The sequence below is a fragment of the Sorangium sp. So ce394 genome, from assembly GCF_051474665.1.
In the GTDB taxonomy this organism is placed as follows: domain Bacteria; phylum Myxococcota_A; class Polyangia; order Polyangiales; family Polyangiaceae; genus Sorangium; species Sorangium cellulosum_D.
Genome location: NZ_CP150339.1, coordinates 876,521 through 894,537, shown reverse-complemented (window position 1 = coordinate 894,537; position 18,017 = coordinate 876,521). Strand labels below are relative to the sequence as shown.

Below are 18,017 nucleotides of genomic sequence, written 5' to 3'. Positions count from 1 at the left end.
GGGCGATCAGCGGCCCCGCCGCGCGGTCCAGCGCCGGTAGCGCGCGGCGCTCGCGGCAAGGCCGATCCCGAGCAGCCCGAGCAGGCTCAGCGCCGCGGGGACGCCGGTGAGCCACACGAGCGCCGGCGGCGAGGGGCGCGTCGGGCAGGCGCGCCGCGTGGCGAAGCGGCAGGCGTGGTGCTGCTCGAGCGCCTCGGCGGCGGCGCGGACCTCGGGCGCGTCCTCGGGCAGGCCGCGCAGGGCCGCCGAGGCCATCATGTAGGCGGCGGAGGCCGAGCGGTCGTGCGCCGGATCCGGCGGCACGCGGTCGCGCACGAGCTCGAGCAGCCGGGCGGCGCGCCGCGCGGGCGCCTGCTCGGCCAGCGCGCCGGCGAGGTGGCGGGCGAGCGCCTCGTCGAACTGCAGGGCGCAGGCGACGGCGCGGTCTTCGCCGGGCGTGAGGTGGACCGTCTCGCCCGACGCCGTCTGGCGGGGCTCCGTGCCGGACACCGCGACCGGCCTGCGCAACGCGACCCGCGCCCCACGGACGCAGCGGGGGACCTTCGGGAGCTCGCGCAGGTGCACCGCGGCGTAGCGCTGGTACGCGACGCCGGCGATCGCGCCGAGCGAGAGCGCGAGCGCGAGGAGCGCGGCGATCCAGCGCGCGCCGACGCCGGGACGCGCGGCGCGCCCCTCGCGCGCGGCGCGCTTCTCGCTCGCATCCGCCGCGGCGCGCTCGTCGCTCGCATCCGCCGCGGCGCGCTCCTCGCCGGTCCCCGGCGCGGAGGAAGGCTCGCCGGAGGGCTCTCGAGACGACATGGCCGCGGGTATGGCCAGCCGCGACGACGCTGTCAATCGATGCGCCGTCAGGCAGGGGGCGCCGCGCCGGCGAGGCGCGCCACCTGCGTCCACGTGCGGGCCGCCTCCTCGTGCCCGGTCGCGGCCGCGAGCCTCGCCAGGAACTGCGCGCACGCCTGCTCGCCGCGGCGATCCGCGGCCTCGCGGGCCCGCGCCAGGGCGCTGAGCGCCTCGAGCAGGGCGCCCTCCGTGCGGCCCGCGGCGGCGAGCGCGATCCCGTAGGCGAGCAGCGCCCTCGCCTTCTGCGCGGGCGACGCCTCGGCCTCCGCCGCGCTCCGGAAGCGCCGCAGCGCCTCGTCCTTGGCGCCGCGCCCGAGCGAGATCAGCCCGGTCATGCGCTCCACCAGCTCCGGGTGCTCGCCGGTGCGGCGGAGCTCGTCCACGAGCCGCTCCAGCGTGCGGAGCTCGCCCTGGACGAGCGCCTGCTTGGCCAGCTCGGCGAGGCGGACCGCGATGTCGTTCATCGACAGGACGGGCGACTCCGAGGTCTTCGCGAGCGGATCGCCCGAGGCGTCGGCGAGCGGAAAGTCCTCCTCCAGCGGCGCCACGTCAGGGAAGCCCGCGGGCGCCACGTCCCGGGGCGCCGCCGCGCCCTCCGGCCGCGACGCGCGGGGAGCGCCGTCGCGCGCGCCGCCGCTCTCGACCGGCATCGTGGAGCCCCGCCGGCGCGCGGCGCTGTCGGCCGCCGCGCGCGACGCGTCGTCGGCGGCGCGATCCGAGCCGGGCGCGCCGCGCTGCGGATCCGGCGCGTCGCCGACCACCTCGATCGGCGTGCGGAAGGTGGGCGGCTGGCTCGAGGTGCTGTCCGGCGCCGCGTCGAGCCGGTGCTCCCTCGCGGTCTCCTGCTCGTCGGCGAACGCGAGCAGCTCGGCGGCCGACGACTCGAGCAGCGCGTCGCCGGCGGCGCGCGCGGCGCGCCCGGCGAGATCGGCCGCGGAGCGCCGGTCGCCCGCCTTCGCGGCGTGCCACGCGGCGTCGGCGAGGCCGAGCACCCCCGCGTGGTCCTCGACGACGCGCGCCGCGGCGAGGTGCCACGCGGAGCGCTCGCCCGGCGGGACGGCCGCGAGCAGGACGTCGCGCAGCGTGCGCGAGGAGAGCTTCAGCCAGCCCGGCTCCGGCCGGACGACCCAGCCGGCGCCGAGCAGCGCCGCCTGGACCGCGGCGACCTTCGGCGCGCCCGTGCCGTCGCACAGGGCCTCGATCGCCGACTCCGACGCGTCGCCGCCGAGCGTCGCCAGCGCGGTGAGGACCGTGCGCGGGCCGATCGGGAGCAGGCGCAGGCGGCCCTCGATCGCGCGGGACGCGGGCGGCGCCGCGAGCTCGGCCCCGGTCATGGTGCGCGCGGGCCCGCCCCGCCCGGCGCTGCGCCGGCGCGGCGCGACGCTCCTGCCGATCCAGCGCAGCGCGCCGCTCTCCAGCGCCTCGCAGATGAGCTCGCGCAGGGCCAGCGGGAAGGCCGGCGCGCGCGCGGCCCACCTCCGCGCGCCCGCGTCGTCGATGCAGCCGTCGAGGAGGCGGCGGACGAGCTCCTGAGCGCCCGCGGCGGAGAGCGGCCCCAGCGCGGCCGTCGCGGAGACGGTCATCGCGTTGAGCGGCGCGGGGAGCGGCTCCGAGCGCCCGAGCCGGACGACGGCGCGCAGGCCGCCGCCCATCTCGAGCGCGATCGCGAGCGCCTCGAGGCTCGCGGCGTCGACCTCGCCGGTGTCGTCGACCAGGATGAGGCCGGAGCGGGCGCCCTCCGGGGCGAGCCACGAGGCGACGACCTCGGCGGCGGTCCACGGCTCGACGCCCTCGCCGGCGATGAGCCGCGCGAGCGCGGGGCTCAGCCGATCCGGGAGCGAGGGCGCGCGGGCGCGGCCCTTCTCGGCGCGGGCCGCCGCGCGCGCGAGGGCGCGGCGGAGCGCGCCGAACGGCTCGCGCGAGGCCCCGATCGGCGCGACGAACAGGCTCCGCGACGGGGCGAGGACGCGGCTCAGCTCGAGGAGCAGCCGCGAGCCGCCGGCGCCGGGCTCGGCGCGGACGAGCGCGAGGGAGCCGGGGGGCACGGCGAGCGCGGCGAGCTCGCCGTCGCGGCCGATCAGCGGCGGCCGAGAGAGGCGCGCGACGCTCTCGGCGACCTGCCGGCGCAGCGGCTGCTGCGCGTCGAGGCGCAGGCCGCGCACCCGGCGCGCGCCGTCGACGCCGCGGTGGGCGCCGAGGGTCATGAGCTCGCCCGCGAGGACGGCGGACAGCGCGGGGTCGAGGAGCACGTCGCCCGGGAGGGCGATGCGGGCGAGCATGACGGCGACGAGCAGCGGCTGCCCCCACGAGAGCGCGGTGAAGCGCCCGGCCTCTCCGACGTACGTCATCTCCCCCTGCGCGATGCCGACCGCGAAGCGCGCGTCGGGGTGCACGGACGCGTCCTCCGCGGCGAGCGCGGCGAGCAGCACCGCCTCCTCGATGTCGTCCGGCGTGAACTCGAAGGAGAAGGTCTGCGCGCTCCAGGCGCACAGGGTGGCGCCGAGCGCCTCGGCGCGCTTCTTCAGCGCGAGCGCCCGCGCGAGGTAGCTCTCCTCGCCGCGCGCCGCGGCGCCCGCGTCGCGCGGCGCGCCCCGGTGGCGCGAGGGCGGCGCGGCCGCGCGCGCGGCGCCGCGGCGGCCGAGCGACGGCAGGACCGCGTCCGTGCTGTCCGGTCGCGAGAGGGCCGCAGTACCTCGAAAGGACACGACGATGCGCTCCGGCATTGGCGGCGAGTGTAGCGGGGCGCGGAGAGCGCGTGGGCGGTTCTTGGCGTGCGCGCGCCCGCCCCGCGGTACGATGGATCCTCGATGCGATCGCCCCCCGTGCGCGCTGCAAAGGCGCGCTCCCGCCGCGCGCGCGCCGCCGCGCTCGCCGCCGCGGCGCTCTCGGCGCTGACCTCCCCTGCCGCCGCGAACGGCGTCTTTCCCTCCGCGGACCAGATCGTCTTCGACCCGGCGGACCCGGCGCGCGCCGTGGCCCGGATGACGTACGGCCTGCTGACCACGCGGGACGGGGGCGCGAGCTGGCATTGGATCTGCGAGGGCGCGGTCGGGTACGACGACACGGGCGGCGTCGCTCCGCCCATCGCGGCGGCGGAGGGCGGCAGGGTGCTCGCGGCGCTGAGCGACGGGATCGCGATCGGCGTCGAGGGCGGCTGCGCCTTCGCGCGCGCCGCCGAGATCGAGGGGAAGGCGGTGCTCGATCTCTCGGTCCGGCAGGGCGACCCGTCGCACGTCGTCGCCGTCGTCGCGGGGCAAAGGCACGGCCTGTGGGCGTCGCGCGACGGCGGCGCGCGCTGGGCCAGCGCGGGGGCGCCCCTCCCGGCGGGCTTCCAGGCGCGGACCGTCGACGTCGCGCCCTCGGATCCGCGGCGCATCTACGTGAGCGGCCTCGCGACCGGAGGCGGCCCCGTCAAGGGGGAGCTCGCGCGCTCGACCGACGGCGGAGAGACGTGGGAGACCTCGGTGGTGCCGGGGAGCACGACGTCGCGCGAGCCGTACATCGCGGGGGTCGATCCGCGCGACGCCGACGTGCTGTACGTGCGGATCGCGAGCGCGCCGGGGCGCCTGTTCGTCTCGAGGGACGGCGGCGCGACGTTCGAGCCGGTGTTCGACACGCAGGGGTTCGTGCGCGCGTTCGCGATCTCGCCGGACGGCGCGGAGGTGGCGGTGGGCAGCGACATCGACGGCGTCTTCCGCGCGCCCTCGTCGACGCTCTCGTTCGAGCGCGTCTCGAGCGTCGCGCCGCGCTGCTTCGCCTGGACGGAGGCGGGACTCTACGCGTGCGCGAGCGAGTTCCTGGACGACTTCACGATCGGCCGCTCGCTCGACGGCGGCGCGACGTTCGAGCCGCTGCTCCGGCAGGCGTGCATCCGCGGCCCGCTCGACTGCGCGGCGAGCACCTCGGTCGGGGCGCTCTGCCCGCTCGACTGGCCGCGCATCGCGATGATGACGGGCCACGAGGGCTGCGCGCCGGACGCCGGCTCCCCCGCGGCCAGCAGCGGCGCGAGCGCCAGCGCGACCGGCGCCGGCGGAGCGACGGCGGCGAGCGGCGGGGGCGCGGCGAGCGGCGGGGGCGGCGCGGCGAGCGGCGCCGGGGGCACGGGCGGAGCGCCGGAGGTGTCCACCGGCGGGGCGCAGCCTGCCGGCGGGGCGAGGCCGAGCGACGGCGGCTGCGGCTGCCGCGCGGGCGGCGGGAGCGCGGGCTGGGCCGGCGCGCTCGCCGCGGCGTGCCTGGCGGCGGCCGCGGCGGCGCGGCGGCGGCGCGCTTAGCGCCGCCTGCCCCCTGTCCCGGTCGCCAGCTCCGGCGGCATCGGCTCGGTCGCCGCGTCCGGCGCGTCCTCGCGCCGCACCTGCCCTTCGGTCCGGACCTCGGCCTCCTCGCGGCGCACGGTCGTCCTCGCCTGCTCCTGCTCGCGGACGACCTCCTTGCTGATCCGCAGCTCTTCCTTCACCACGGGCCGCTTCGAGATCTCCACCTGCTCCTCGCGGACAGGGATGCTGATCGACCCCTCCTCGATCGTCGTGCCGGACGCGATCGGACGCGCCTCGCTCGCGGGGACGCGCTCGACGTGCACGACCTCGCGCGCCACGGGCACGGTGACCTGCTTCTCCTCGGTCACGACCTCTTTCCTGACCTGGACCCGACCGACCTCCTGCACCGTCTTCCCGGCCGTGATCTCCTCCTCCACGAGCGGCACGCGGATCTCGTCGCCCGCCGCGATCGCGCCGTCGGCCCCGCGCTCCTGGTCGCGCGCACCGGCGAGCTGGTCGCGGGCGTGCGCGAGGATGATGTCCCCGTCCCGGATGCCGAGCACTTCGTCGTAGCGCACGGCGTACTCCTTCGGGAAGAAGAAGCCCTTTTCGATCTCGAACGCGTCCACGTCGATCCGCGTCACCTTGCCCAGCTTCTCGCCGTCCGAGCTCCGGACGACCATTCCACGCGCGATCTCCTGTTGCTTCACCATGGTCTACCCCCAACCCCGGAATCCTCCGGACCTGCATCGCCAGCGGGCGCCGCCGGCGCAAGCCGCTCGGCTCCCCGCTGCGCGGCGCCCGCTCGGCCCATCGATCTCGGGCGGCCGCTCGCTCGCCCCGTCGCGGGTCGCGGCGCCCTCCGTTGTCCTTCCGCGCCATGCAATCGCCATGCAATCGCAGCGTCGGCAGAGCGTCGGTGGTCCTGGCCTCGCCGTCGCTCCCGAGACCGACGTCGCGGGGAGCGCGCCGCCGCGCCCGTTCGGCTCCGTGCGTCGCGGTGACAGCGGCGCGAGGCGCCAGGTGTCAGGGAGCGATGACGACCCGCCGCGCCGCCGTCGCCGCGTCGCCGTTCGGGTCCTCCAGGGCGACCTCGACGTCGAGCGCTCGACCCCGGACGGCCTCGACCGAGAGGCCGCGATCCACCTGGAAGCGGATGCCGTAGATCTCGCAGCGGCCTTCGCCTGCGCGGCGCAGCGTGACGAGCGCGGTGAAGGGGAGCAGCTCGCGCTCGAGCTCGGGGAAGTAGCCCCCCACCCGCAGGCGCGAGCCCATCTGCCTGAGCCCGGTCACGCGCAGCGCGAGCCACACGTGGTGCCCCCCTTGAGGGCCCGCCTCGATCGGCACCACCTCGCCCTCGTCCAGGGGGGCGAACGCGCTCTCCCCCTGCCCGATCACGATCGCCGGCTCGCCCGACGACGGCGTCTTGCACGCGTCCTTCGCCGAGGCGATCCACATCGGATCGTGGTCGTCGAGGGCGGACGGGGCGACGAAGGGATCGACGCATGCCCCCGCCGCGCAGGTCGCGCCGGCGGCGCAGGCCAGCCCGGAGCACGCCGCGTCGATCGAGACGGGCAGGAGCAAGCTTCGCCCGAAGGCGGCGCGGGTCGCCGTCGTCCGCGTCACGATGGGCGCCGCCTCGCCGTCGCGGAACGCCGCGATGGACAGCTCGATCTCGGCGCCGTCTCGCGCGCTCGCGATCGGGAGCTCCGCCGGGAGCGACAGATCGCCGCTGCCGTACGAGAGGCGCTCGGCGCGCGTGATGACGCCATCCACCTTCGTGGTGCTCTCGATCGCGTGGATCTCGAAGCCGATCGCCATGTCCGTCGTCAGGCCGGCCACCACGCGCGCGTCGGCCTCCTCGCCCCCGCAGGCCGAGGGGACGAGGGCGAGCAGCGCGAGCAGCGCCTGGGGGGCCGGTCGCATGACCACGCGGGGCCGATCAGCGCGACGCGCGCCTGCGCCGCCGCGCGAGCCAGCCTGCCGCCGCGGCGAGCGCGGCGAACGGCGCGGCCAGGGGGGCCTTGCTCCCCGGGCTCACGGCGCACATGCCGGCGGACAGATCCCCGGTCACGCCGTCGGGACCGATGGAGACCTCGGCCTTGGCCTCGACGGAGATGCCCTGCGCGAGCAGCGCTCGCACGCACGCCGGGACCTGCGATCCGGAGATGATGTACTTCCCCCCGCAGAAGAGCGCCCCGTCCCCGCTGCAGGAAGCATCGCAGTTCGCGCGGAACTCGTGCTCGCAGTCCTCGAAGATCTCGTCCTGGCAGGTGGTCTGGCAATCCATGTTGGCGTCGGCGGTGCACGAGCCGCCGCAGCACTCGATACAGTGCTGATAGCAGCCTCCATCCACCGTCACGCACTGGGCGTCGCACTCGCTGTCGCAGTTCGCGTCCCACGTCGCGGAGCACCTCCCGGCGTCGGCGGCGGCGGCGCACTCGGCGTCCCGCTCGGTGGTGCACTCGACGAAGCAGTTGTGGGAGCAGATGACGTTGACGCCCCTGTCGCAGTCCGTCTGGCACTGTGTGGTGCAGCTGTCCGTGCAGGTCGCCTCCGCCGACAGGGAGCACTCCGTCTTGCAGACCGGCACGAGCTTCGTGGCGCACGCGGTCTCGTAGATACCGAGCTCGCTGCAGCTCGCGTCGCACTCGGCCGAGACGCGCACCTCGCAGCCCGAGAGCTCGTCGAAGCGGATGTTGCCGCACTCCTCGATCCCCGCGCGCGCGGGGAGAGCGGCCGAAAGACCCACGGCGATGCTCGCCAACCCAAGAATTCTGGATGCTCTCACGATGAACTCTCCTCCTCGAACGGCCGCAAACACAGGATGGTACACAGGGCAAATCTCGTCAGGGAAGCGCTATTTGCGCGGCTCGGTCCCGCGGCGTGGGGAGCGTCTCAGGGCGCGTCGGTGCGCCTCGGTGCGCGTCCGTTTCAGGACGCCTTCAGGACGTCGGGCGCGCCTGTGAACGCCAGTCGATGGGCTCCGTGTGAAGGCCGGGCGACGGTTCGGCCGTCCCGCGAGGCCGCCGCGGCGCGTTCTCCGACGCGGCGGCCTCGCGGGAGGAGCGCGGAATCAATCCGCGGGCCAGGGGTTCGGCGGCTCGGCCGGCGTGTAGGGCTGCACGCTCGCCTCCGCCGTGATGAGGTTCTCGATGAACAGCTCGACGTAGCGCAGGTCGTCCTCGACGTCCGGGTCCGGGTGCTCCTCGAGCCACGCCTCGACGTTCGGGCGCAGCGCCTCGAGCGTGCGCCGCGCGGTGCGGGGGTCGGCGTCGGCGGCGAGCTGGGCGGCGAGCTTGAAGCCGGCGTAGAGGTTCAGCATCACGAAGCCCTTCTCGACGGTATCGCCGGAGAAATAGCCGCCCTCGGGCGGCGCGTCGGGCGTGCTCGGCGCCTCGATCTCCACCTCTTGCGCGTGGATCTCGCCGGTCAGCGGGTGCCTCCACGACAGCGCGAGGGAGCCCACCGCGTGCGGGTCTTCGACGCCTTGCTGGTCGGGGTTCGGCACGAGCTCGATCAGGATGGCGCCGCCGCCGCCGCGCCGGCCGGAGCCGACGGGCTCCGCGGCGCTGGTCCGGCCGGCGAGGAAGAGGCTCGGGATGTTCACGGCCCCGCCGCGCTCGCCGCCCTGCCAGCCGTTCGTGCCGTAGGCGCCGCGCACGACGTAGCCGTCGCCCACGGCGACGTCGAGCTCGACGTCGAGCGCCAGGGGCACGAGGAACGTCTTCACCTCCTCCGTGAAGACCTCCTCCACCGCCGTCGGGTCCTCGAGGAAGTAGAAGTTGCCCGCGCCGACCTGGCTGATCCCGCGCATCGCGTCGACGTCGAACTCGGCGCCGACGCCGACGGCCGTGACGCCGATCCCCATCTCCGCGTACCCGCGCGCGAGCGAGACGAGCCGCTCCGGGGAGGTGAGCCCCGCGGTGGCCACGCCGTCGGACAGGAAGATCACGCGGTTCTGCCAGCCCGGATCGAGGTGCCGCTCCGCGACCGCGAACGCGGTGAAGAGCCCCTCGTACAGGTTGGTCGACCCGGCCGCGACGAGCCCCTCGAACGCCTCGGCGAGCGCTTCCCGGTCCGAGCCCTCCGCGTGCTCCAGGACGACCTCGGCGGTGTTCGAGTAGCGGACGAGCGAGATCCGGTCGGTCGGCCCGAGCGCGTCGATCATCTCGACGAGCCCCGCCTTCAGGTAGTCGATCGGGTCGCCCGTCATCGAGGCGCTCGTGTCGACCGCGATGACGAGGTGCAGCGGCGGCCGCTCGAGCGCGCCGAGATCCACGGGCGAGTTCATCCCGACCTGGATGAGCGTGCAGGGCGACCCGCTGATCATGTTGCCCATGATCCCGAGCAGGCCGTGCATGCACACGTCGTCGCCGCAGGTCGCGGCGGGGTAGTCGAGCTTGTGCTCGGCGAAGAAGCCGACGTCGTCGAGCGTGTCCGGCCCGGGGATCTCGCCGTCCTCCAGGATCTGGCGGAACAGGCCGAAGTCCTGCGAGCCGCCCTGGGAGACGCCCACGCTGCCCGGCGGGGTCCCCGGCACGCTCGGATCGGCGAAGCCGCCGGAGTCGCTCGCGTCGTCGTTGCCGCAGCCGAGCGCGCCGAGCGCCGCGGCGGCGCAGAGCGCGAGGAGAGGATGGATTCGAAGCTTCATGGCGTGACCTCCTAGGGCGCCGGCGCGGCGGCGATCCAGATCGACTCGAGCAGGCGGGGTTGATCGATGGGGGCGGTGAAGCACTCCGCGTTGCGGACGGGCATGTCCTCGGCGCGCACGACGAGGAGCGTCTCGGCGCCCTCCGCCAGCTCGGCGCGCTCTCCGGCGCGCAGCGAGACGACGCCGGAGACGCCGTCGCCGAGGAGCGACACCTCGAGCGGCTCGACGAGGCTGCCGCACGCGTCGTGGAACCCGCGGCAGCCCTTGAGCGGGGTGAGCTCGGCCCGGAAATCGACCGACGGCTGCCGGCCGATCATCGATCCGCGGGCGAGCACGTTGCCGCGCAGCACAAGCACGGCGTGCGTCTCGCTCTCGATGTGGATGCCGCGCGCGAACGCCCGCTCGTTCTCGGGGCGCTCCGGGTAGACGCCGCCGTCGATCTCGACCGGGCTCAGGTGGAGGAGGTCGCCCGCGCTGAACGGGATCGCCTCGGCGGGAGCGCAGAGGAAGAAGATCTCGCCGCGATCGAGCGCGAGGGCGTGGCACCCGTCCGGGGACGACATGATGCCGGTGAGGACCGCCGCCTCGGAGACGGGCACGGTCCAGTCGAGCCGGCTCCCTTTCACCGAGACGCCGCACGCCTCCGCGGGGGGCCGGCGCTCCACGGGGGGCGCGTCGAACACCGCCGGGTGCTCGGCGAGCGCGAGCCTGGCCCCGTCGCGCCGCAGCGCGATCATCCGGCCGGGCAGCGAGTTGTCCGTCGTGGTGACGAGGAATTGCTCCGGGAACTGCTCCGCCGACCACGCGAGCAGCGTGAGCGGCAGCCCGTCGGCGTCGATCAGGTAGGCGTCGCACCCCGCGTTCTCGAGCGGGAGCGCGCGGCCGGGCGCGATGAGCCAGGTCTCGGCGTTCTCGAACAGATCGCGCGAGAGGGCCCCCTCCGGATCGGCGAGCATGACGCTGCAGTCGACCCGCGCCGACGCGCGGAGCCGGCGCACGCGGAGGAGCTGCTCGGCCTCGGTCGCGTTGCCGATCAGGAGCGACGCGACCTCCTGCGGCGGCGGCGGCGCCCACGGATCGCACCCCGGGTCCTCGTCGCCGCACGGATCGTGCGGGGAGCTCGTGGCCACGCACGCGAGGCTGCCCGCCATCAGCGCGAGCCTTCGCGCGATCGGGCGCTGCGCGGGCTCGGGCCGCCGCGCGGCCTCGCCGAGCACGCGGTACGACACGACGAGCATCGGGAGGGCGATGAGGTCGGTCGGGTCGACGGTGATGCGCCACGGGAGCGGCGTGAGCGCCATGAGCGCCTCGACCGCGCGGGCGGCGTCCGGAGCGACCTTGATGGCCGAGAAGACAGCGCCCGTGGCGACGTGCGCCCCGAGGAAGCCGCGGCGCGAGGTGAGGCGGAGCAGCGAGGCGAGGACCGCGGGCGCGACCAGGAGACCCGCGAAGTCGCTGAGCTTTCCGGTCGCCCACCCGGGGAGCAGGCCAGACCCCTTGAGGGCGTGATCGTTCAGGACGAGGAGCGCCAGGGCTCCTATCCATAAAGGGTGAAGGAGCGATCGATACGAGCGCAGATCTCGAGGCATCGGGGCTGTCCTTCCGTGCGATGAGGGCCAGCACGGTGGCCAAGCAAGCGAACGAGGGGCTTGCCGAGGACCGGCCCCAAGCAAGGGCCATACCCCACAAAAATATTCACGAAATCAATCACTTATGCGTCTACTCCCCGGCGCGCCCCCTGACGCGGATGTCAGGCAGCCGGGCTGCGCGCCGCGCGGCGCGGGCGCCGGGGCGCCCGGGGTCGCGGCCTCGGGTCGCGCCGACGGGCGAGCGTCGTCGGGGTGAGCTCGGGGAGCGACCGCGCCGGCGGCGGGGCGGCGGCGCGGCGCGGCGGGCGCGCGGAGAGCGGGGGAGTCCGGGTCAGGGCTTGAGGACGACCTTGACGCAGTCTTCGAGCTTCTTGTTGAAGACCTCGTAGCCGTGCGGGGCGCGCGAGAGCGGCAGGCGGTGGGTGATGATGTCGTCCCCGCGGAGGCGGCCCTCCTGGATGTGCCGCAGGATCTGATCGACGAAGTTGTGCGCCGGGGCCTGGCCCGCCCTCATCCTGAGGCCCTTGTCGAAGAACTGGCCCAGCGGGAAGTTGTCGTACGGCACGCCGTAGACGCCCACGATCGGCACGACCCCGCCGCGGCGCACGGCGCTGAAGGCGAGCTTCAGGGTCGATATCGTCCCGACCTGGCCGTGAAGCACGTTGGCGGCCTTCTCGAGGACGGTGCGATGCGCCTCCATCCCGACCGCGTCGACGCACACGTCCGCGCCGCGCCCGTCCGTCATCGAGCGGATCGCCTCGACGACGTCGACCTTGTCGATGTTGATCGTCTCGGCCTGGGCGACGTCGCGGGCCTTCTTCAGGCGGTACTCCTCGCGATCGACGCCGATGACGCGCCCGGCGCCGCGCAGCCAGGCGATCTTCATGGTCGCGAGCCCGACCGGCCCGCACCCGAACACCGCGACCGTCTCTCCGCCCTTGAGCTCGGCCCACTCGATCGCCGTCCACCCGGTGGGCAGGACGTCGGTCGTGAAGAGGACCTGCTCGTCGGTGAGCCCCTCGGGCACCTTCCGCGGCCCGAAATCGGCGTACGGGACGCGCACGAGCTCGGCCTGCCCGCCGTCGTAACCGCCGTAGATATCCGTATACCCGAACAGGGCGCCGCCCTTGCTCTCGATCACGCCGCCCTCGGGGCCATAGTGCTTGGGGTTCGATCGCTCGCAGTGGCCCGGGAGCTCCGCCTGACAGAAGAAGCAGTGTCCGCACGCGATGGGGAACGGGACGATGACGCGATCACCCTTCTTCAGCTTCGTGACCTGCGGGCCGGTCTCCTCGACGACGCCCATGAACTCGTGGCCGAGCACCATGGGCCGCGCCTGCGGAAAGAAGCCGTTGTAGATATGGAGATCGGAGCCGCAGATCGCGGTCGCGGTGACGCGCACGATGGCGTCGGTGGGCTCTTTGATGCTGGGATCTGGAACGTCTTCGACGCGGACGTCGGAAGGTTTGTGGAAAACAAGCGCCTTCACGATGCCTCCTCCTCTGGTGAACCCTCGGTACAGGGCGATCGACGGCTCTACCCGGTCGAGCCCACGCACGAACAGCTGGACACGAGCGCGGGGTCGCATAAAGCGAGCCACGGCGGGAACGCGCGCCCGAGGACGGAATCTGGAGGGCTGCGGAGAATCCGAATGTGGCGCGGTGCCCCAGGGTGGCGCTTTGTCTCGGAGCCGCCCGGCGGCAGCGGGCCGGGCCCGCCCGCCGCCCTCGTCGACGCCGCGCGCGCGGGCGGCCGTTCGTCGCGACGCCGCTGGCCCCTTCGCCGACGACGAGGTCTACTCGTCTCCGATGCTCCCCTCGTCTCCTTCCGGTTCCGGTTCCGGTCCCGGTCCCGGTTCCGCGCCGCTCCTCGGCGCGAGCTTCGTCCGCGAGCTCGAGGTCCTGCAGCGGCGGCTCGAGATCCGCGCCCGCTCCGGGGGCGCCGGCGAGCACCTCGCGCGGCGCCGCGGCGGGTCGGCCGAGTTCAAGGAGCACCGCGCCTACGCGCCCGGCGACGACCTGCGGCGCATCGACTGGGCCGCTTACGCCCGCACCGGCGAGCCGGTGCTCAAGCTGTTCCGCGCCGAGGAGGACGTCATCGCCCGGCTCGTGTGCGACGCCTCGGCGTCGCTCGACTTCGGGGAGCCCACGAAGCTCGACGCCGCCCGGCGGCTCGCGGCCGCGGTCGGCTACATGTCGCTCGCGCGCTCCGAGCGCGCGCAGCTCTTCGTGGCGGGCGACGGCATCGCCCGCGAGCACGCGCCCGTGCGCGGGCGCGCCGGGCTGGCCGCGCTCCTCCGCGCGCTCGATGGCGTGAAGGCGGCCGGCGGGACGCACCTCGCCCGGGCCATCGACGCCGTCGTGCGGCGGAGCGCCCGGCCGGGCCTGCTCTGCGTCGTCTCCGATTTCTTCGATCCCGGCCCGGTCACCGCCGCGCTCGGCCGCGCGGCGCAGGCCGGCCACGACGTCGCGCTCCTCCAGGTCGTCGCCGCCGAGGAGCTCGCGCCGAGCTTCGAGGGGGACCTGACGCTCGAGGACGCCGAGACCGGGGCGCTCATCGACGTCACCATGGACGCCGCGGCCCTCTCCGCCTACGCGGCGCGCTTCGCCGGGCTCTGCGAGGCGCTGCGCGGCTGGGCTCGCCGGCACGGGGCGACGTACGTGCGGGCGCGGAGCGACGAGCCGCTCGAGGGCGCCGTCCGCCGCTTCGTCGCGAGGAGCGTCGACTGACGTGGCCGCGCCGCTCGCCCAGGCCTCCGCGGGGGCCCCGCTCGCGCTGCTCTCCCCGAGCGGCCTGTGGCTGCTCGCGCTGCTCGGCCCGCTCGTCCTCCTCTACATCCTCAAGATCAAGCGGAGCCGCCGCCGCGTCCCCTCGACGTGGCTCTGGGCCGCCGCGCAGCGCGACCTCATGGCGCGCGCGCCCTTCCGGAGGCTCCTCGCCCAGCTGCCGCTCCTTCTGCAGGCGCTCGCGCTCGCGCTGCTCGCGCTCGCCCTCGCGCGCCCCGCCTCGCGCGGGCGCGAGCTCACCGGCGATCACGTGGCGATCATCCTCGACGCGAGCGCCTCGATGTCCGCGGCCGCGCGGGGCCCGTCGGGCGAGGCGACGACGCGCATCGAGCTCGCCAAGCAGCTCGCCAGGGATCTCCTCTCCGGCCTCGCCCCGGGCAGCGACGCGCTGATCCTCGAGGCGGGGCGCGACGCGCGGCTCGTCGCGGCGCTCGATCGCGATCTCGTCCGGCTCAGGGCGGCGATCGATCCCGTCGCAGCGCGCGACGTCGAGGGCGATCTCGGCGCCGCGGTCGCGCTCGCGGTCGACCGGCTCCGCCAGCTCGGCGGCGCCCGCCGGATCGTGGTGATCACCGACGGCAACCTGGCCCGCCCCGGCGCGCTGCGCGGGGTGTCGCTCCCGCTCGACGTCATCACCGTCGGCGACCCGATCGACAACGCCGCCATCGTCCGCGTCGACGTGCGCTCCGGCAGCGCGGGCAGCGCGGGCGGCGAGCCGCCGGAGGCCAGCGAGGAGGTGCAGGCCTTCCTCGTGGTCGCGAACTTCGGGGCGCAGCCGCGCGACGTCTACGTGACGATGCGGCAGGACAGCGCGCTCGACGTGCTCGGCTCGCGGCGCGTGCTGGTGAAGCCGGGCGAGCGCATGCCGGTCGTGCTCACGTTCCGCCCGTCGCCCGGCGACTACCGCAAGGGGCTCGTCTTCGAGCTCTCGCCGCGCGACGCGATGCCGCTCGACGACGTCGCCTACGGCCGCGTGCCGGCCGGCGACAGGCTCCCGGTCTTCCTCGCGTCGGCCGGCGCGGGCCGGGGCGATCCGGGCGCGGGCGCGCAGCCGGGGGCGGCCTCCGGCGGCGCCGCCTGGCTCGAGCGGGCGCTCGCGTCCGACCCGATGACCTCGGTCACCTCGGGCGGGCTCGCGGATCTCCTGGGCGCGCCCGGGCTCGATCCCGACACGTTCGTGGTGATCGACGGCGCCTGCCCGCCCGACCCGCCGGGCGGCGATCTGCTGATCGTGAACCCGCCGCCCGGGCGCTGCTTCGGCACGGTGGTCGGGCCGGCGCTCGAGCGCCCCACCCTCACGTCATGGGACACGGCCGATCCGCGGCTGCGCTTCCTCACGCTGGACGGCGTGCACCTCCGCGCCGCCTCGTCCCTCACCCCGGAGGCGGCGGCGCAGGCGCTGATCCGCGCGCAGGAGGGCACGATCGCGACCGACATCTCCACGTCGTCGCGGACGGGCACGCTGCTCGGCTTCGACGTGGGCGAGAGCGACTGGCCGCTCAAGGCGTCCTTCGTGCTCTTCGTGCGCAACCTGCTCGAGCAGGCGCGGGCCCACCGCGCGCACGGCATCACCGGCCCGGCGCGCACCGGCGAGCCGCTGCGCGTGAGCGTCCCGGCCACGGCGCGGGATCTCCAGGCGATCGGCCCCGCCGGCGAGCGGCTCGACGTGGCGCAGCGGGCCGGCGTCGCGGTGGTCGCCGAGACGCCGCGCGCGGGCCTGTACCGCCTCGCCTGGCAGGGGCCGCAGGCGGGGTCGGTCGTCGTGCCGGCGAACCTCACGAGCGTCGCCGAGAGCGATCTCACGCCGAGGCCGATCCTCGCGGAGGGCGGCGGTGAGGTCGCGGTCTCCAGCGCGGCGGGGGAGCCGGACGCCCACACCGAGTGGACGTGGCTCGTGGCGCTCGCGGCGCTCGCGTTCGTGGTCGTCGACGTCTGGTATTTCACGCGCGTGCCCCGGCCGCTGCGAGGCGACGGCAGCCCTGCGGGCTAGGGCGCTGCCGGGGCGCGGCTTCGGGAATGCGGGCTCAGGTTGCCTCGTCCTCGTCGAGCCCTTCCCACCACTCGGCCAGGTCGATCTCGATGTCCTCGAACGGCGCGGCGCGCACCTTCTCGTCTCGCCCGTGGAGACCCAGCTCGACCCACCGTCCGTGCTCGAGCTGGCTGACCAGCAACGTCCGCCGGGCGGGATCCACGTACCAGAGGTGAGGCACGCCGATCTCGGCGTAGAAGCGGCGCTTCACGAGGTTGTCGTAGCCCGCCGTGCGCGGCGAGAGGATCTCGCAGCACCAGTCGGGAACGAGGGCGATCGGCTCCTTGGGCGGCGGCGGCACGGGCATGCGCGCGCGGCGCCAGCCTGCGACGTCAGGCGAGATCTCGGGCGCGCGCTCGAGCTGGATGCCGGGCTCGGAGAGGATCCACCACCCCCCCGGACCGCCCCTGCCCCGCTGGTAGGGGTTCTTGAGGTCGGCCGTGATCAGGTCCTCGATGTTCGCGTGAGCGAAGCGTGGACGCGGAAAGGCGTACAGCGTGCCGTCGATGATCTCGCCCCGCCAGCCGGGCGGCAGCTCGTCGAGATCGGCAAGCGTGGCGGGCCGGACGAGCTTCTCGGCGAGGTTCATGCGCGACCTGCGCGAGCATACACCGCCGCGGGCTCCGGGACCGGGGGCTCAGCGGCTCGTCCCCGCCCTCACGGGCAAGCCGCCTGCTCCGCATGCGGCCGCCCCCGGTGCAGCCGGTGCCCCCGGCGGCGCGACGACCACCGGCGGCTTGGCCGGCCGCGCTCTTCCAACCATGAAAGGCGTGGCGTTACGCCACAACTCACGGGCGCGCAGGCCTCCTCGCGCGGGAGCCACTCGCCCTCGAGCGACACGCCCCGCACGTCCTCCCGGACGCCCCGCGCCCTCAGCCACACGGCGAGCGCCTCGCCAAGCTCCCGCATGCTCGACCAGCGCAGCGACGGCTCCTTCTGCAGCCCGCGCGCCACGATCGCCCAGAGATCCGCGTCGAGGCCGCACGCGTCGACCAGCGACGGCACCGCGTCCTGCAGGACCGCGCGCAGGCCGTCCAGCGCGTTCTTCGACGAGAACGGCGTCCGCCCCGAGAGCAGCTCGTACAACATCGCGCAGAACGACCAGACGTCGGCCCGGCGATCGACGTCGGGGACGGCGAGCGCCTGCTCCGGCGGCATGTAGTCCGGGGTCCCGAACACCTCGAAGGCCCCCGTCGCCTGCCCCTCCTCGCGCTCGGCGACGAGCTTCGCCACGCCGAAATCGACGACCTTCGGCTGCAGCCGGCCGCCGCCGCGGCGCACCAGCATCACGTTGTCCGGCTTGAGATCGCGGTGGACGACCCCCTTCTCGTGCACCGCGTGCATCGCGGCCGCGACCGGCAACAAGAGCGCGATCGCCCGCTCCGGCGCCATCCCCCCCTCGCGCGCCAGCACGCTCCTCAGCGACTCGCCCTCGATGAGCTCCATCACCAGGTACGGATCGCCCTCGGCCGTCTCGCCGAGGTCGAAGATCCGGACGATCTCCGCGTGGTTCAGCCTTCCCGCGGCGCGCGCCTCGCGGAGGAAATACTCGTTCAGCTCCGCCGACCGGAGCTCGGGCCGCATCAGCTTGATCGCGACCTCCGATCCGACCACGACGTTGGTCGCGACCCAGACCGTGCCCATCGCCCCCTCGCCGATCTTGCGCACCAGCCGGTACTTGCCCGCAACGAGATCCCCCTCCTGGTAATGCACGCTGCACGGGGCCTCACCGAACCCCTCGTCGAGGTCCCATGAGCTGTCGTCCGAGGTGCTCCAGGCGTCCGTGGTCTCGATGCGCGACATGATCTCTCCTGCCCCCTGCTGCGCGGCCTCGCCGCACCGTGCCCGCGCTGAAGCAGACAACGTGCC

13 protein-coding genes are annotated in these 18,017 nt (G+C 75.0%); 3 read left to right on the top strand and 10 right to left on the bottom strand.

Going from position 1 to position 18,017, the window contains the following annotated elements; translation table 11 throughout:
* Nucleotides 1–6: 6 nt before the first annotated feature.
* Both WMF33_RS03395 and WMF33_RS03390 read right to left on the bottom strand, forming a co-directional pair.
* Nucleotides 7–798 (bottom strand): hypothetical protein, encoded by a 792-nt coding sequence (locus WMF33_RS03395; RefSeq protein ID WP_437335785.1) that lies wholly within the window; start codon nt 796–798, stop codon nt 7–9.
* Nucleotides 799–845: 47 nt separating this feature from the next.
* Nucleotides 846–3,560 (bottom strand): hypothetical protein, encoded by a 2,715-nt coding sequence (locus WMF33_RS03390; RefSeq protein ID WP_437335784.1) that lies wholly within the window; start codon nt 3,558–3,560, stop codon nt 846–848.
* An 84-nt stretch (nt 3,561–3,644) separates the two neighbouring features.
* Between WMF33_RS03390 and WMF33_RS03385 the strand changes: the two genes are divergently transcribed.
* On the top strand, nt 3,645–5,108 hold the full coding sequence (locus WMF33_RS03385) for a WD40/YVTN/BNR-like repeat-containing protein (RefSeq protein WP_437335783.1): 1,464 nt from the start codon (nt 3,645–3,647) through the stop codon (nt 5,106–5,108).
* Here the strand turns inward: WMF33_RS03385 and WMF33_RS03380 are convergent.
* The 6 genes from WMF33_RS03380 to WMF33_RS03355 all read right to left on the bottom strand — a co-directional run bounded on the left by WMF33_RS03380 (nt 5,105) and on the right by WMF33_RS03355 (nt 12,822).
* Entirely contained in the window at nt 5,105–5,803 is a 699-nt protein-coding gene (locus WMF33_RS03380) for a DUF2382 domain-containing protein (RefSeq protein WP_437335782.1), read from the bottom strand. The genes WMF33_RS03385 and WMF33_RS03380 overlap by 4 nt on opposite strands.
* Before the next feature lie 313 nt (nt 5,804–6,116).
* On the bottom strand, nt 6,117–7,016 hold the full coding sequence (locus WMF33_RS03375; protein ID WP_437335781.1) for a hypothetical protein: 900 nt from the start codon (nt 7,014–7,016) through the stop codon (nt 6,117–6,119).
* 16 nt (nt 7,017–7,032) lie between these two features.
* Nucleotides 7,033–7,881: a hypothetical protein gene (locus tag WMF33_RS03370; RefSeq protein WP_437335780.1), complete on the bottom strand. Its 849-nt coding sequence runs from the start codon at nt 7,879–7,881 to the stop codon at nt 7,033–7,035.
* A gap of 285 nt (nt 7,882–8,166) precedes the next feature.
* Nucleotides 8,167–9,744 (bottom strand): vWA domain-containing protein, encoded by a 1,578-nt coding sequence (locus tag WMF33_RS03365; RefSeq protein ID WP_437335779.1) that lies wholly within the window; start codon nt 9,742–9,744, stop codon nt 8,167–8,169.
* 11 nt (nt 9,745–9,755) lie between these two features.
* Nucleotides 9,756–11,333, bottom strand: coding sequence for a hypothetical protein (locus WMF33_RS03360; RefSeq protein ID WP_437335778.1), 1,578 nt, complete (start codon nt 11,331–11,333; stop codon nt 9,756–9,758).
* 331 nt (nt 11,334–11,664) lie between these two features.
* Nucleotides 11,665–12,822 (bottom strand): zinc-dependent alcohol dehydrogenase, encoded by a 1,158-nt coding sequence (locus WMF33_RS03355; RefSeq protein ID WP_061625122.1) that lies wholly within the window; start codon nt 12,820–12,822, stop codon nt 11,665–11,667.
* A 319-nt stretch (nt 12,823–13,141) separates the two neighbouring features.
* Here WMF33_RS03355 and WMF33_RS03350 point away from each other — a divergent pair, with 319 nt between their 5' ends.
* Together WMF33_RS03350 and WMF33_RS03345 are read left to right on the top strand one after the other, a co-directional pair.
* A complete protein-coding gene (locus WMF33_RS03350) occupies nt 13,142–14,062 on the top strand; it encodes a DUF58 domain-containing protein (RefSeq protein WP_437335777.1) in 921 nt (306 codons plus the stop codon).
* 1 nt (nt 14,063) lies between these two features.
* Nucleotides 14,064–16,109 (top strand): VWA domain-containing protein, encoded by a 2,046-nt coding sequence (locus tag WMF33_RS03345; RefSeq protein WP_437335776.1) that lies wholly within the window; start codon nt 14,064–14,066, stop codon nt 16,107–16,109.
* A gap of 34 nt (nt 16,110–16,143) precedes the next feature.
* Here the strand turns inward: WMF33_RS03345 and WMF33_RS03340 are convergent, their stop codons facing one another.
* A complete protein-coding gene (locus WMF33_RS03340; RefSeq protein ID WP_437335775.1) occupies nt 16,144–16,737 on the bottom strand; it encodes a Uma2 family endonuclease in 594 nt (197 codons plus the stop codon).
* A gap of 68 nt (nt 16,738–16,805) precedes the next feature.
* A complete protein-coding gene (locus WMF33_RS03335; protein WP_437335774.1) occupies nt 16,806–17,951 on the bottom strand; it encodes a serine/threonine-protein kinase in 1,146 nt (381 codons plus the stop codon).
* Nucleotides 17,952–18,017: the final 66 nt, after the last annotated feature.

What these genes read in the sequence shown, in the direction of transcription:
- WMF33_RS03340 (WP_437335775.1), bottom strand. Translation starts at nt 16,737, where the DNA reads ATGAACCTCGCCGAGAAGCTCGTCCGGCCCGCCACGCTTGCCGATCTC.
- WMF33_RS03390 (WP_437335784.1), bottom strand. Translation starts at nt 3,560, where the DNA reads ATGCCGGAGCGCATCGTCGTGTCCTTTCGAGGTACTGCGGCCCTCTCG.
- WMF33_RS03385 (WP_437335783.1), top strand. Translation starts at nt 3,645, where the DNA reads ATGCGATCGCCCCCCGTGCGCGCTGCAAAGGCGCGCTCCCGCCGCGCG.
- WMF33_RS03335 (WP_437335774.1), bottom strand. Translation starts at nt 17,951, where the DNA reads ATGTCGCGCATCGAGACCACGGACGCCTGGAGCACCTCGGACGACAGC.
- WMF33_RS03365 (WP_437335779.1), bottom strand. Translation starts at nt 9,744, where the DNA reads ATGAAGCTTCGAATCCATCCTCTCCTCGCGCTCTGCGCCGCCGCGGCG.
- WMF33_RS03395 (WP_437335785.1), bottom strand. Translation starts at nt 798, where the DNA reads ATGTCGTCTCGAGAGCCCTCCGGCGAGCCTTCCTCCGCGCCGGGGACC.
- WMF33_RS03375 (WP_437335781.1), bottom strand. Translation starts at nt 7,016, where the DNA reads ATGCGACCGGCCCCCCAGGCGCTGCTCGCGCTGCTCGCCCTCGTCCCC.
- WMF33_RS03350 (WP_437335777.1), top strand. Translation starts at nt 13,142, where the DNA reads ATGCTCCCCTCGTCTCCTTCCGGTTCCGGTTCCGGTCCCGGTCCCGGT.
- WMF33_RS03380 (WP_437335782.1), bottom strand. Translation starts at nt 5,803, where the DNA reads ATGGTGAAGCAACAGGAGATCGCGCGTGGAATGGTCGTCCGGAGCTCG.
- WMF33_RS03360 (WP_437335778.1), bottom strand. Translation starts at nt 11,333, where the DNA reads ATGCCTCGAGATCTGCGCTCGTATCGATCGCTCCTTCACCCTTTATGG.